At 62.2% G+C, this 13,914-nt stretch carries 11 protein-coding genes; 3 read left to right on the top strand and 8 right to left on the bottom strand.

Annotation, left to right across the window (positions count from 1 at the left end; all coding sequences use genetic code 11):
• The 4 genes from pdhA to R1T40_RS06430 all read right to left on the bottom strand — a co-directional run bounded on the left by pdhA (position 1) and on the right by R1T40_RS06430 (position 5,119).
• The gene (gene pdhA / locus R1T40_RS06445) at positions 1–1,014 is read right to left on the bottom strand and encodes a pyruvate dehydrogenase (acetyl-transferring) E1 component subunit alpha (RefSeq protein ID WP_317386298.1); all 1,014 of its coding nucleotides are present in this window, start codon (positions 1,012–1,014) and stop codon (positions 1–3) included.
• A gap of 275 nt (positions 1,015–1,289) precedes the next feature.
• Positions 1,290–1,589, bottom strand: coding sequence for an FtsB family cell division protein (locus R1T40_RS06440; protein ID WP_106163540.1), 300 nt, complete (start codon positions 1,587–1,589; stop codon positions 1,290–1,292).
• A 327-nt stretch (positions 1,590–1,916) separates the two neighbouring features.
• Positions 1,917–3,695 (bottom strand): methyl-accepting chemotaxis protein, encoded by a 1,779-nt coding sequence (locus tag R1T40_RS06435; protein ID WP_317386297.1) that lies wholly within the window; start codon positions 3,693–3,695, stop codon positions 1,917–1,919.
• A gap of 233 nt (positions 3,696–3,928) precedes the next feature.
• Complete coding sequence (locus R1T40_RS06430; RefSeq protein ID WP_317386296.1) at positions 3,929–5,119, bottom strand: phosphoglycerate kinase; 1,191 nt, start codon at positions 5,117–5,119, stop codon at positions 3,929–3,931.
• 212 nt (positions 5,120–5,331) lie between these two features.
• On the opposite strand from R1T40_RS06430, the gene R1T40_RS06425 reads away from it, so the two are divergent.
• The gene (locus R1T40_RS06425; RefSeq protein WP_106163543.1) at positions 5,332–5,838 is read left to right on the top strand and encodes a peptidylprolyl isomerase; all 507 of its coding nucleotides are present in this window, start codon (positions 5,332–5,334) and stop codon (positions 5,836–5,838) included.
• Positions 5,831–6,379: a peptidylprolyl isomerase gene (locus tag R1T40_RS06420; RefSeq protein WP_317386295.1), complete on the top strand. Its 549-nt coding sequence runs from the start codon at positions 5,831–5,833 to the stop codon at positions 6,377–6,379. Before R1T40_RS06425 ends, R1T40_RS06420 begins: the two co-directional genes overlap by 8 nt.
• 212 nt (positions 6,380–6,591) lie before the next feature.
• Here the strand turns inward: R1T40_RS06420 and R1T40_RS06415 are convergent, their stop codons facing one another.
• From R1T40_RS06415 to R1T40_RS06400, 4 genes are all read right to left on the bottom strand, one after another.
• Positions 6,592–7,134: a bactofilin family protein gene (locus tag R1T40_RS06415; protein ID WP_317386294.1), complete on the bottom strand. Its 543-nt coding sequence runs from the start codon at positions 7,132–7,134 to the stop codon at positions 6,592–6,594.
• Positions 7,124–8,455, bottom strand: a complete 1,332-nt coding sequence (locus R1T40_RS06410) for a DUF5930 domain-containing protein (protein ID WP_317386293.1) — start codon at positions 8,453–8,455, stop codon at positions 7,124–7,126. Before R1T40_RS06410 ends, R1T40_RS06415 begins: the two co-directional genes overlap by 11 nt.
• A 230-nt stretch (positions 8,456–8,685) precedes the next feature.
• Positions 8,686–9,528 (bottom strand): ferritin-like domain-containing protein, encoded by an 843-nt coding sequence (locus tag R1T40_RS06405; protein WP_106163547.1) that lies wholly within the window; start codon positions 9,526–9,528, stop codon positions 8,686–8,688.
• 429 nt (positions 9,529–9,957) lie between these two features.
• Positions 9,958–10,419 carry a peroxiredoxin gene (locus R1T40_RS06400; RefSeq protein ID WP_317386292.1) on the bottom strand — a complete coding sequence of 154 codons (462 nt, stop codon included), beginning with the start codon at positions 10,417–10,419 and terminating at the stop codon, positions 9,958–9,960.
• Between the two features lie 61 nt (positions 10,420–10,480).
• Between R1T40_RS06400 and R1T40_RS06395 the strand changes: the two genes are divergently transcribed.
• Positions 10,481–13,903: a YhdP family protein gene (locus tag R1T40_RS06395; RefSeq protein ID WP_317386291.1), complete on the top strand. Its 3,423-nt coding sequence runs from the start codon at positions 10,481–10,483 to the stop codon at positions 13,901–13,903.
• The last annotated feature ends 11 nt before the right edge of the window (positions 13,904–13,914 follow it).

Below are 13,914 nucleotides of genomic sequence, written 5' to 3'. Positions count from 1 at the left end.
TCAGGCGCTTTTCTGCGGCACGTCGGCGGCATAGATGTCTGTCCAAAGCTCGTCGAGCGCGGGCTCCGGGCTTTCCTTGGCGAAATCGGCGGACTTGCTTACGATGTCCTTGATCTCCTTGTCGATCGCCTTGAGATCCTCCTCCGAGGCATGCTTGCCAGTCAGCAGCATCTCGCGGATCTGTTCGATCGGATCGCGTTCCTCGCGCATTTTCTGCACCTCTTCGCGGGTGCGGTACTTTGCGGGGTCGGACATGGAGTGGCCGCGGTAGCGGTAGGTCTTCACCTCGAGGATGTAGGGGCCTTTGCCTGCGCGACAGTGGGCGACGGCGCGTTCGCCGGCCTCTTTCACCGCCAGCACATTCATGCCGTCGACTTCCTCGCCCGCGATGCCGTAGGCCTCGCCGCGCTTCCACAGCGCAGGCGACTTGGTCGAGCGCTGAACGGAGGTGCCCATGGCGTATTGGTTGTTCTCGATCACAAAGACCACTGGCAGATCCCAGAGCTGGGCCATGTTGTAGGTCTCGTAGACCTGACCCTGGTTCGCCGCGCCATCACCAAAATAGGTAAAGGTCACGCGGTCATTGCCCTTGTACTTGTCGGAGAATGCCAGGCCGGCGCCGAGCGGCACCTGCGCGCCGACGATGCCGTGGCCACCATAGAAATGCTTCTCTTTCGAGAACATGTGCATGGAGCCGCCCTTGCCCTTGGAATAGCCGCCCTCGCGACCGGTCAATTCGGCCATGACGCCGTTCGGGTCCATGCCACAGGCGAGCATATGGCCGTGGTCGCGGTAGGATGTGACGCGCTTGTCGCCGTCCTCGGCTGCGGCCTCAAGGCCAACAACAACCGCTTCCTGACCGATGTAAAGGTGACAGAAGCCCCCGATCAGGCCCATGCCGTAAAGCTGACCTGCTTTTTCCTCGAATTGCCGGATCAACAGCATCTCGCGGTAGTATTTGGTCAGTTCTTCGGCGGAAACATTTGATTTCTGAGCGCTTTTTCTTGCGGCCATAACGGCTGGCTCCCCCTAAAGTTTAGGTAGTTTAACACTAAACTATCTCATAAAGCATTTTGGACAGGCATGCGAGGAATAATCTAGCGCAATTGCATTTCGAGCATGGAGTTGCCGGAAAAAGCCGCGTGAGATCAGAGGGCTGACAGCATTTTCCATGCCGCAAACGGATACTGAAACCCCAACAAATGCGGCATTTTCCGACGAAACGCAGGGTGACAGGATGAGGCTGACGTCTTGCGATGGGTAAATCAAGCCCCGTCGCGCGGCAGCGTTCAGTCGACGATGATTTCGTCGGCGCGCACGAGGCCGAGAATGGAGCGGGACTGTTCGTCGAGCAGATCAAGATCAAGGTAGTCATCGGACAGGCGACGGGTGAGGTTTTCCATCCGCGCGATGTCGTGTTCAAGGCGCTCCAGATCTTTTGACAAACCGTCCGCTTCGGCCTGAAGCTCGACACGACGGAACAGACCGAAATCCCCCTGCACGGCGGCGAAGGTGAAATAGGCGCTCAGCAAGAATGCCGCGGCAAAGAACAGCAGGGTGCCGAGAGATGGGGTCGATTTTCGCGTCACGGTGGAGCTGCCTGTAGAAGAATAATGTGCTCGGTCGCGCCAGTTTGTCCGGCGTCTGTCTTTCGTATGCCACAGGAGAGCTGCGCTGTGAATTCCCAAAAGGAGAACGGGCACGGAGTGTCGCAAAGTCGGGACAGTCTGGTGTATTTCGGGCGCATATCAGGCGGGTACAGGCGGCCAGGGGTTCATAGATGGGGCAGTCGGCCGATCAAGCACGGTGTCGTCGACACGCGCGGCCGGGGCACTGATGGCCCCGACCGCGCTTTTTAGGACAGAGATTGCGTCTCGGCCGCTATCGTATGGCGACCGCGTAGATCCCGCTTGTCGTCAGGCGGCGGATTGCGTGTCGGTGAAGTCGTCAAGCGTCGCAGAGGCTCCGCCGGTGAACCCCTCCAGCAGGTTTGTGAGGCGGCTCGCCTGCATGCGCATCTCCTGGCTGGCGCCGTAGGTTTCCTGCACCATTGCGGCGTTTTCCTGTGTCACCTTGTCCAGCTGTGCCACGCCGATGTTGATCTCCTTGATGCCGGCGGCCTGCTCGCCCGAGGAGCTGGCGATAGCGGATACCATGCCGGAGACATTCGTGACGCTTTCGACGATCTGGGTAAGGGTCTCGGCCGTGGCCTGAACCAGGCGCTCTCCCTCTTCGACCTGACTGGAGCTGTCCTGGACCAACTGCTTGATCTCGCTTGCAGATTGAGCGGCTTTCATCGCCAGTCCGCGCACCTCGGAGGCGACAACGGCAAAGCCGCGCCCCGCTTCGCCTGCACGGGCCGCCTCGACGCCGGCATTCAGGGCCAACAGGCTGGTCTGAAAGGCGATGTCGTCGATGGAGGTGATGATCTGGGTGATGTTGGCGGAGGACTCGGAGATCGAGGCCATCGCCTGACGGGCCTTTTGCATCACTTCGCCGCCCTGTTCCGCGCGGCGGCGACCTTCTTCGACCTCGCGGTCCGCCGCCTGCGCCTGAGCGGCACTGGACTGGACCGAAGCAGACATCTCTTCGAGTGCAGCGGCGGATTCCTCCAGCGTCGCGGCCTGGGTTTCAGCGCGCTGGGACATCTGATCGGACATGCGCTCCATCTCGCGGGCGTTCTCTTCGACCACGGTGGAGCTTTGGTTCAGCTGTGCCACCAGATCTGCCAGAGAGACGGACAGCGCGTTGAAATCATCGCAGAGCGCGGTGTAGCTGGCACCCAGATCCGACCAATGACCGCTGGGGATCTGCTGGTCAAGCTCGCCGCTTTTGAGGCCGCTCATGGCTGCGCCAAGGACGTTGAACAGCTCCACTCGACGGGCGTTTTCCTCTTGGTTCTGCCGCTCCAGCGTATCCGCTTCAGAGAGCTGCGTGCGCAGGTCCTGCAGGTTCCGGGCGATCGTGCCCAGCTCGTCACCGCGGTCCGTGCCGGTGATCTCTGCGTCATAGTCCTGCTGCGCCAGTGCATCGATGGTTTTTGCGGCATCCGCCACCGGGCGAGAGAGTTTGCGGCCAAAGACAAAGGCCACGGCGATCGCGATCAGCGTTGCCGCGACGCTGCTGAAGATCTGGATCATCTGACTGATGGAAATCAACTGGTCAACCTGACCCCGAACGGCGGTGCTTTTCTCGCCCAGTTTGTCCTGAAGCCCGTCGATAATGTCGCGCAACTGGCCCACGGCTGGGATGACGTTGTCGAATACCAGTTCCAGACGCGCGTCGCCCGCGGTGCGTTCGACCTGCTCCAAGGTGACTTCGATGGCGTCGAGTTTGGGGGAGAGTTCAAGCAACGCCTTGTGAGCGGCGGGGTCGCGGGCCGCCACCACGCTTGTGCTGAGGAAATTGGCGTCGGCCTTTGCGATTTCGTCGCGGACCTCGACGATATTGCCGCGCAATTCGTTCAGCCCCTCCGGCATGCCGACAGTATAGGACAGCAGGTCACCGATGCCCTGTTCGATGTCTTCCTTGATCGCGTCCGTGCTTTTGAGTTGTGTGCTGACGGCGCGGTAATGATAGGTCGCCTGGGTCATTCGCTGATTTGTCATCCAGGATACCGACGCGAGCGCGAGGATCATGATGATAAAAATGCTGGCGAAAATGAAAATCTGAGTGCGGAGTGAAAAGTTGCTCATGCCTAACTGCCTGACGTATTCATGTGGGCGTGAGTGCCCACCAATTGAGCAAACCTTACGTCAAGCATCGTAAAGAAACCGTTTGCGATAGGCTTATGTTTGCATGATCTCAATCGCGCAGCGTGGAAAATTTCTTCAAATTTTCAATGATTTCCGCCGCGCGGGTGGCGCGGCGGAAGCGAGGTATCAAGATGGAGCAGAGGGTCAGCCTGAGGGCATTTTGCCTGCAGGTTTCACCCTTCCAGCGCGGCGACGCCGGGCAGGGTCTTGCCCTCCATCCATTCCAGGAAGGCACCGCCAGCAGTGGAGATATAGCTGAACGCCTCCGCCGCACCGGCCTGATTGAGGGCGGCCACGGTGTCGCCGCCACCGGCAACCGAGATCAATGTGCCCGCCTTGGTGCAGTCGGCCGCCTTTTGCGCAGCGGTATTGGTGGCCATGTCAAACGGCGCGATCTCAAAGGCGCCAAGCGGGCCATTCCAGATCAGGGTCTTGCTGTCGGCCAGGACTGTGGCGATGGCGGCAACCGAGGCGGGGCCCGCATCAAGGATCATCGCATCGGCAGGGCAGGCATCGGCGGGCACGGTCTCATTCGCGGCTCCGGCCTTGAATTCTCGCGCCACAACAACATCCGACGGCAGCAGGATGGTGCAGCCTGCCGCCTCGGCCTTGGTCATGATCTCGCGGGCGGTGTCGGCCATGTCGTGTTCGCACAGCGATTTGCCCACATCGATGCCCTGTGCGGCCAGAAACGTATTGGCCATGCCGCCGCCGATCACCAGCGTGTCGACCTTGGCCACCAGATTGCCGAGGAGGTCGAGCTTGGTAGACACCTTGGCGCCGCCCACCACGGCGGTGACCGGACGGTCTGGCGTCGACAGCGCCCCTTCGAGCGCTTGCAGCTCGGTCGCCATCAGACGGCCTGCACAGGCGGGCAGCAACCGGGCCAGCGCCTCGGTCGAGGCATGGGCGCGGTGTGCGGCGGAAAACGCGTCATTGCAGAAGATATCGCCCAGCTTTGCCATCTCAGCCGCCAAGTCGGCGTCGTTCTTTTCCTCGCCGGCGTGAAAGCGGGTGTTTTCCAGCAGCAGGATCTGGCCCGGTTGCAGGGCGGCGACGGCAGCTTCGGCAGCAGGACCACGGCAATCGGCGACAAAGACCACCGGCGCGCCAAAGGCGGATTCCAGTGCAGGCACCAGCGGCTGCAGCGACATCTCCGCCACGACCTGCCCCTTGGGGCGACCAAAATGCGCCAGCAGCACCGGCTTGGCGCCTTTGGCCAGCAGATCGGAGAGGGTCGGAACCAGCCGCTGGATGCGGGTGTCATCGGTGACGCGGCCACCCTCCATCGGCACGTTGATGTCGACGCGGGTCAGAACGACCTTGTCCTGCAGATCCATGTCATCGAGTGTCTTCCAGCTCATGTCCGGCTCCCTTCGGAATATGGCGCGCATGCGGAGGAGCGCATGGCAGAAATTCGGTTCTGGCGCTTGTGTCCTGTGTTTTGGGATCTCAGTCAATGCCCCGATCATCGCCCGGTTCCCGCCGAGGTGATTGACAGTGTGCATTGCGCCCTTGGCAAGACCGGGCATCGACTTTAGGTATTCCGGCAATACGAAAATGACAGGAGGGCCTCATGGCCGAGATCAAGGATCCCGAGAACACCATCATCGTTGAGCTGAAGGACGGCAATGTCGTCATCGAGCTTCTGGCCGATGTGGCACCGAAACATGCCGAGCGCATGAAGGAACTGGCGCGCGCCGGCGAATATGACAACGTGGCCTTTCACCGGGTGATCGACGGCTTCATGGCGCAGACGGGCGACGTGGCCCATGGCGACATGGAAGACGGGTTCAACATCGGTCGCGCGGGCACCGGTGGCTCCGACCTGCCGGATCTGCCGGCGGAATTCTCCAAACTGCCGCATGACCGGGGTACCCTGGGCGCGGCGCGGTCGTCGAACCCGAACTCCGCCAACTCGCAGTTCTTCATCAACTTCAAGGACAACCACTTCCTGAACGGTCAGTACACCGTCTATGGCCGTGTCGTTGAGGGCATGGAACATGTGGATGCGATCACCCGGGGCGAGCCGCCTGCGAACCCGGACCGCATGATCTCGGTCAAGGTGGCAGCGGATGCTTAAGCGTCTGACCGCACTGGCGCTGCTGGTCTCCGCGCCCGCCTTTGCCTCCGGCCTAGAAATCCAGGTTGAGGGCGAGGCCAATGGCACCATCGTCATCGACCTCTTGGAAGATGTGGCGCCGCAGCATGTGGAGCAGATCACCGCGCTGGCCAATGACGGCCAGTATGACGGTGTGGTGTTCCACCGGGTGATCGACGGTTTCATGGCGCAGACCGGCGACGTGGAAAATGGCCGTCTCGGCTCTGACATGCGTCTCGCGGGCACCGGCGGCTCCGACCGCCCGGATCTGCCTGCCGAATTCTCCGACCTGCCGTTTGATCGCGGCGTGGTGGGCATGGCGCGCTCGCAGAACCCCGACAGCGGCAATTCGCAGTTCTTCATCATGTTTGATCAGGGGCATTTCCTGAACGGTCAATATACCGTTGTGGGCCGTGTGACCGAGGGCATGGATGTGGTCGACGCCATTAAGCGCGGCGCGCCGCGCTCCGGTGCGATCACCGGCAAGCCGGACGTGATGACCAAGGTCACCGTGACCGAGTAAGGCGCGCGCCCATTCCTGAGACAGAACGCCCCGCAGTCTGATGCTGCGGGGCGTTTTTTGTTGTCTGCCTTGAGAGCGGCGTCGTGGGGCAACGCGCCAGGACAGTGTGAGCAAAAAGAAAAAGGCGCCGGACTGCTCCGACGCCTTCGCTATACGTTGTGGTCACAGAAAGGGTCTGCAACGTCAGGCCCGCAGGCCTGATGCCGGTGATCTCAGCCTTCGGCCTTGGCCGGAACAACAGTTGCTGCCGCATGCGCCGGAGCCTTCTGAGCCGCCTTGCCGGGGCTGAGCGGGTCGTCCTGACGCTGCACGGAGCCTTCGAAATGGGCGCCGGACTCGATCGCGATGGTCTTGTGGATGATGTCACCCTCGACCCGCGCGGTGGAGGTCAGGCGGACCTTGAGGCCACGGACGCGACCCACGATGCGACCGTTGATGACCACGTCATCGGCGGTGATCTCACCCTTTATCGTCGCGGATTCGCCGATGGTCAGCAGATGCGCGCGGATGTCGCCCTCGACAGTGCCTTCGACCTGGATGTCACCGGTGGTCTTGACGTTGCCGGTGATGTGCAGGTCCGAGCTGAGCAGCGACGCCGGCGGCTTTGCCTTGGGCGCAGCAGGCTTGCTGTATTCGCTGGCACCTGTGGATGCGCTGCTCGAAGAGGAAGAGGACGCCGGGCTGGAGGCCGGGGTCGCCGTGGGGGTCTCGGCTTGTTTTGGGCCGGGCTCGTTGATTTTGCTCTTAGAAAACATTTCTCGCAGCCTTGATATAGATCATGGGGTTTACGGGTTTGCCATTGACCCTGACCTCGTAATGGAGGTGGGTCCCGGTGGACCGTCCGGTGGTACCCATATCAGCAATATGATCTCCGCGCGAGACCCTTTGACCGGCCTTTACGCGGAGGTTGGAGTTATGGGCATATCTGGTTTCGATGCCAAAGGCATGCTGGATCTTGACGAGGCGGCCATAGCCCGACTGCCAACCCGCATGGGTGACGACGCCATCAGCGGTGGCAAAGATGTCCGTGCCGGTGCCGCCAGCAAAATCCGACCCTTTGTGCAGACGCCGCCCGCCGGTCTTTGGATCGCGGCGATAGCCGAAGCCGGAGCTCTGGCGCACTTGGTTGAGGTTGACCGGGACCGAGAAGGGTGCCTGTTCCGCAGCGATGCGGTAGAGGTTCAGCTGGCTCATCTGATTGAGCAGGGCATTGGCGCGAATTTCGTCCGGGCTTGCCTCTTCGCCGCGGGTCGACAGCGACAGCGGCTCCAGCGGGCCGCCTTCGCCACTATAACCCCGGCGCACCTGCTCCAGGATCCGATCCGGTGGCAGGCCAGCGGCGGAGAACATCTTGTTCAGGGGATCGACCGAAATCGCCATCGCCTCTTCAAGCTGGCGGAAAATCTGGTCGTTGCGCTGCGCATTCAGGCGCAGTTCCAGTTCAAGATCATCGCGTTGGTTGAGGGCGGATTGTGCGTCGCTCTCGATCTGATCGCGCTCTTCTGCGGTTTCTGCCAGGGCCGCGGTCAGAAACTCAAGCTGCGCGGGTGCGGTGGCCGCGAGGACTTCCTCGGGGCTGTCGGGGGCCGTCTGTTCGCGCAGGTCGAGCACCGTGCGTTTCAGGATCTCGCGTTCCTTGATGGTTTCGCGCAGGTTGGCCTGAATCACGTCGATGCCGGTTTCCAGCTCGCGGCGGCGGGTTTCGGAGGCCAGCAGTTCGGATTGCATGGTGGAGATCTGCTGCAGCGCGGAGTTGAACCGTTCCTGCGCGGCCAACGCCTCTTCGGCGCGGCGATCACGTTCGGTGGACAGCGCGTTCAGACGCTCCTGATAGACCTGTTGATCGCGCCGGGCCTGATCGCGAAAATTGCCGGACCCGATGCTGTCCATCAGCACGATCGCGGTTGCCACGATGGCCCAGGACACAAACAGGGCCAGTCCGGCGACGGTGACAAGCTGGGTTTCCGAGCTCAGACGGATGAACCGCGTGTCGCTGTCTGATTTCAGGAAAACCCGACGTTCGGGAAAACGACGTTCCAGAAACGCGTGAATCCGTAGGTACAAACCGCCTCGCAAGTCTCGATATCCTTGTTCCGTCCCCTGACCACATTCTTAATGCCCTGTGGGTGTGGACAAATGCAGCCTTGGCGGAATGGAATAGCCAGACTGTGGCCATTCGGCAACCCTGTTCCAAAGAGTTTACGAAGAAGTTCCGGCATTCCTTGGTCTTAGGCAGAAAGCTGCCGATATGTGCCGGTTTGCCCAGCGGTAATGCTCTGGGGGCAGGCTGCGATCTTGCAAGGCGCTCAGCGCGCGTAAGCGGGGGCCTCGCCATCCGCGAGCGGCCAGTAGAAATCCGGCGGCAGCCCGGCATCGGCGCGTTTTTCCTCGTTGAAGGGCGGCTTCAATGCGCCATGAAAGTAGGTCTGCACGAGGGTGTGGAATTCGGCCTTGGGGTCAAGGTTGTCGCGTCCGCAGAGAAAGTTGAACCATTTGGCGCCATAGGCCACATGGCCGACCTCCTCGGCATAGATTTCCTCCAGTGCATCAATCGCCTGCTGCATCCCCGCCTTGCGAAAGATCGCGATCATGCCCGGGGTGACATCCAGACCGCGGGCCTCCAGCACCATCGGCACCACGGCGAGGCGGCCCATCAGGTCGTCCTTCGTATCCTCGGCGGCGCGCCACATGCCGGCATGGGCGGGCAGGGCGCCGTAGTGGCTGTCGAGGCTCTCAAGGCAGTCGCACATCAGGTTGAAATGCTTGGATTCCTCATCTGCGGATTTCACCCAGTCATCATAGAACCCCAGCGGCATCGGGACATGAGTGAAACGGGCGATGATGTCCCAGTGCAGATCAACCGCGTTGAGTTCGATATGCGCCACCGCATGCAGCAACGCGATGCGTCCCTGCGGCGAGCCGGGTTTGCGTTTCGGTACCTCACGCGGGTGCAGCAGCGCCGGCTGGTCCGGGCGGGCGGGATGCAGCGGCGGCGCGGCGCTGCCGATCGCGATCTCGGGCGCCTTGCCAGCGCGGGCCGCCCGCCACGCTGCGGCATGCGCACGAGACAGGGCGGTCTTGGCGCGCCCATCGGCGCAATTGAGCACTTCGGTCGCCATCTGGGCGAGGGTGGGGCGGCTTTGGGTCATGGGTCCGTCAGTCTGGCTTTGAGGTCGTGGCAGGGTGTGGCTGGCGCATGTGGTGCGGTGGGTGGGTGGATCAGAGCTCACCGGAGCGAAAACGCTCCGGCACTGCGCCTCATCTGATCTGTCCCCTGCCATCGCAAAGTCTGACCTGCAAGGAAAATAGCCGTCCCCCGCCCACAGGGTGTGGCCCCTCGGCGATTTTTCTTGCAGCGCATCCAGGGCGGTGACGTCACAGGGGCAATTGAGGTGCGGTTCCGGAGCGAAACGCCTGGTCACGGCGCAGGCGGTCCTGTGAGGTTTTGCGCTTTGCTGCGCAAATCGCGGGAGGGCGGGGCCGCGCCTGCGGCGCGGCCCCGCCCGGCCCAACGCTTTTAGAGGTGGCTTTGCCGCATCTTAAAAAGGGGCGGGAGCCTGTCGTTTTGTGCGATCGGGTCAGAGAGCTTTGACCGCCTCCAGGACCTCTTCGACATGGCCGGGGACTTTGACCTTGCGCCAGATGCGGGCAATCTTCCCATCGCGGTCGATCACAAACGTCGACCGTTCGATGCCCATGCTTTTGCGACCATACATGTTCTTTTCCACCCAGACGCCATAATCCTCGCACATGGTGCTTTCGGCATCGGAGAGCAGCGGCACGGTGAGCCCATGTTTTGCGACGAATTTATCGTGTTTCGCCACCGTATCCCGCGAGACACCGAATACAGCCGCCCCCGCTTCGGCAAAGGCTTGCAGATGTTCGGAAAATCCGATGGATTCCTTGGTGCAACCCGGCGTATCATCGCGAGGATAGAAAAACAGAACAACGACCTGACCCTTCAGGTCCGAGAGGGATATTTCGCCGCCGCCATCGCGCGGAAGAGTGAACGCAGGGGCAAGGTCAGAGGGTTCGAGCATGTTTTGGGTCTCCAGACGTTTTCGCGCAAGTTTTCTTGCTGGTGCGAGCCATACATAGATCATGTCAGGCGAAGAAAAAGCACAGATCGTCACGCCGCCGCAGGAAGACCTGCCGCAATTCGTGGCGCCTGCGGATCAGAAACCCACATGGCGGCGTCGGGCCATGCGCCGGACCTGGAAGATCCTTGTGTGGGTCTCGGCAGTTGCGGCTGTGCTGGCGGTGGCGGTGTTTGTCCTGTTGGACAAGCGGCTGGGCGCGCCTGATTGGCTGCGCGCGGAAGCAGAGCAGCGTCTCGAGGCGCAGCTGGGCGGGCTGGAGATCGAATTCGGCGAGATCGAACTGGTGGTGCACAGCGGCTGGCGGCCGCGGCTGTCGTTGCGTGATGTGACGCTTTTCTATCCAGACGGAAGTCCGGCGGCGCATTTGGAAGATGCGCAGGCGGCGCTGGCCATGCGTCCGTTGCTGCGCGGCCAGATCCGGCCAAAGACGATTTCCCTGTCCGGCCTCTTTGCGACCTTGCAACGGGAAAGTGATGGCGCGGTCGCGCTGAGCTTCTCGGACGGCGCGGCGCCATTCCGGCAGGCTCGGAACCTGCCGCAGTTGATCGAGGCCTGGGACCGCCAGCTTGAACTGCCGATCCTGTCGGCCCTGACGCGCGTCGAGACCCAGGCGGTTACCCTGAGCTATATTGACCGGCGCATTGATCGTGCCTGGACGCTGGACGGTGGGACGATCCTGCTGTCGCGCGCGGGCGACAGTGTGGAGATCGAGGCCGGGTTCTCGGTGCTGAGCGGGCGCGAATATGCGAGCACGGTCGAGGCCACCTATCGCTCAGACATTGGCAATACCGCCGCAGAATTTGCCGTGGTGGTGGATCAGGTGCCTAGCTCGGACGTGGCCAGCCAAAGCCCCGCTTTCGGGTGGCTTGATGTCTTGCGCGCGCCGATCTCCGGTGCCTTGCAAGGGGCCGTGGACAGCAAGGGCATCTTGTTGCCATTGACCGCGAGTTTGGAGATCGGCAGCGGCGTGATCCAGCCAAACGAGGCTCTGAAACCCGTGCCGCTGCAGTCTGCGCAGAGTTTCTTTACCTTCGATCCGGCCACGCAGGAGCTGGAGTTCTCCCGCCTCTCGGTCGACAGCGGCTGGGTCAGTGGTCAGATGGAGGGGCGCGCAGAGCTGGTAGGGGTGCGCGACGGGCGCCTGACGGAGTTGGTCGGCCAGCTGCGATTTACCGATCTGAAGCTGAACCCGCTGCGGCTTTATCCCGAGCCGTTGACGTTCTCCGGGGTGCGCGTCGATTTCCTGATGGAGCTGGCGCCATTCCGGTTGCGTCTCGGCGAAATGCTGGTTCAGCAAGGCGACACCGACCTTCTGTTGCACGGGGAGGTCCGGGCCGGAGACAAAGGCTGGAACTACGATGTTCAGGGGGCGGCAGACCATCTGGATGTCGCGGTCGTCAAGGAAATGTGGCCCCCCTCGGCGCCCCCCAAACCCCGCGCCTGGTTCACTGAGAACGTGTTGACCGGCGACATTCAAAATGCGCAGTTTGCGTTGCGTGGACGGGATGCGGAGAAGCCCTTTGTCGCGCTGGACCTCGGGTTCGAGAACGGCAGCGTCAGGTTCAACAAATTCTACCCCAATCTTGAAGATGCCGCAGGGCAGCTCAGCATCTATGGCAAGCGTCTGGTGGTTACGGCCACCCGTGGTGCGGTGACGGCCCGACAGGGGGGCGCCATGGATATGGCCGGCTCCTCTTTCATCATTCCCGACATGTCGCAAAAAGGGGACAGCAGTCTTGGGATTTTGCGGGCGCAGGCGGATGGGCCAGCGCTGGCGGTGCTGTCGTTGCTCAATCGCGCACCCTTAAGCATTTTGGACAATGTAGGGCTTCCGGTCGAGCTGGGTCAGGGCGCGGTTTCGGTGACGGCGACCGCTGCGATGCCGCTGAAGAAGAAGCTCGATGTGAAGGAAGTGGACTATCACTACGCCGGACAGCTGCGGGATGTGAGCAGCTCGGTCCTGGTGCCGGGGTTTGAGATCGCATCGGACCAGCTGTCGATCTCTGGCGACAACAGCCATGTGATGGTGTCGGGACCGGGGCAGTTCGCCGGAGTGCCGATCCGGGCGCGCTGGCGTCAGGGGCTGCGGCCCGGCAATCCGCCGGATGGCACCATCGAGGGTGAGATCGAACTGTCGCCGCGCACCATAGAGGCCCTGAAGATCGGCCTGCCGGATGGATTGGTCAGGGGAACGGGCAGCGCAACGATCAAGGCGGTTCTGCCACCGGGCAAGCCGGTGCAGCTGAGCGTTCAAAGTGATCTGCAAGGGGTCGGCCTGCGGTTGCCGGAGCTGGCCTGGAGCAAGCCGGAACGCACAACCGGCACGCTGTCGTTCAACACGGTGCTGACCGGAACGCCCTCTGTCGAGAACCTGGTGCTTGAGGCCAGCGGCCTGCGGGCGCAGGGGCGTGTGACGGTAAAACCCACCGGCGGCTTGGACACCGCGCAGTTCTCTAATGTCTCGCTTGGCAATTGGCTGCAGGGCCCGGTGACCTTGACCGGGCGCGGCGATGCGACGCCCGCGCTGGCGATGACGGGCGGGGTGATTGATCTGCGCACCGCCCCGTTCAGCAGTCGAGAGAGCGGGCAGAGCGGCGGCGGTGGCGGCAGCAATACGCCGATCTCGCTGGCGATCGACAGATTGCAGGTTACCGACGAGATTGCACTGACCCGGTTCGAGGGTCGGTTTGACACGCTTGGCGGGTTCAACGGCGCCTTTACCGGCAACCTTGGCTCACTGACGCCGGTTGAGGGTGTGGTGGTGCCGCAGGCTGGCGGGCTTGCCATGCGCGTCCGGTCGCAGGATGCGGGCGGGGTGTTTCGTGCCGCTGAGGTGGTGCGCCACGGGTATGGCGGATCGTTCGAGATGACGCTGATCCCGGCGCAGACGGCGGGGGAATACAACGGGCAGGTGCGGGTCAGTAATATCCGCATCAAGCGCGCCCCGGCGATTGCGGCCCTGATCAATTCGCTCAGTCTGGTTGGGCTGTTCGACGAGCTGTCGGGGCAGGGGATCCTGTTCACCAGCGTTGAGGCGGATTTCCGGCTTGGATCGCGTTACCTGACGCTGAACAGTTCGTCCGCGGTGGGCCCGTCGATCGGCCTGTCGCTGGACGGGGTCTATGATCTGACCACCAGCCGCATGAACATGCGTGGGGTGTTGTCGCCGATCTACCTTGTGAACGCGATCGGCAGCGTGATGACCCGCAAAGGCGAGGGGGTGTTTGGCTTTTCCTTCACATTGACGGGCCACGCGGATGACCCCAAGGTTTCGGTCAATCCGCTCTCGGGGCTAGCACCGGGTTTCCTGCGCGAAATTTTCCGCGGTGCGCAGCCGACGGCCCCCGGCGAAGAGCCAGAAACACCTCGCAAATCCGCACAAGAGCAACGCGAGGAGCGGCAGCAGCGGCGGGACAATCGCTAGGCCATAAAAAC

This window comes from Tritonibacter scottomollicae (assembly GCF_032924845.1).
GTDB lineage: Bacteria > Pseudomonadota > Alphaproteobacteria > Rhodobacterales > Rhodobacteraceae > Epibacterium > Epibacterium scottomollicae.
The sequence above is the reverse complement of the archived record's forward strand: the minus strand, read 5'-3'. Positions and strand labels throughout refer to the sequence as shown.

Coding starts and splice junctions, on each gene's coding strand:
- R1T40_RS06395 (WP_317386291.1), top strand. CDS start 10,481: ATGTCAGGCGAAGAAAAAGCACAGATCGTCACGCCGCCGCAGGAAGAC.
- R1T40_RS06430 (WP_317386296.1), bottom strand. CDS start 5,119: ATGAGCTGGAAGACACTCGATGACATGGATCTGCAGGACAAGGTCGTT.
- R1T40_RS06435 (WP_317386297.1), bottom strand. CDS start 3,695: ATGAGCAACTTTTCACTCCGCACTCAGATTTTCATTTTCGCCAGCATT.
- R1T40_RS06415 (WP_317386294.1), bottom strand. CDS start 7,134: ATGTTTTCTAAGAGCAAAATCAACGAGCCCGGCCCAAAACAAGCCGAG.
- R1T40_RS06405 (WP_106163547.1), bottom strand. CDS start 9,528: ATGACCCAAAGCCGCCCCACCCTCGCCCAGATGGCGACCGAAGTGCTC.
- R1T40_RS06420 (WP_317386295.1), top strand. CDS start 5,831: ATGCTTAAGCGTCTGACCGCACTGGCGCTGCTGGTCTCCGCGCCCGCC.
- R1T40_RS06425 (WP_106163543.1), top strand. CDS start 5,332: ATGGCCGAGATCAAGGATCCCGAGAACACCATCATCGTTGAGCTGAAG.
- R1T40_RS06400 (WP_317386292.1), bottom strand. CDS start 10,419: ATGCTCGAACCCTCTGACCTTGCCCCTGCGTTCACTCTTCCGCGCGAT.
- pdhA (WP_317386298.1), bottom strand. CDS start 1,014: ATGGCCGCAAGAAAAAGCGCTCAGAAATCAAATGTTTCCGCCGAAGAA.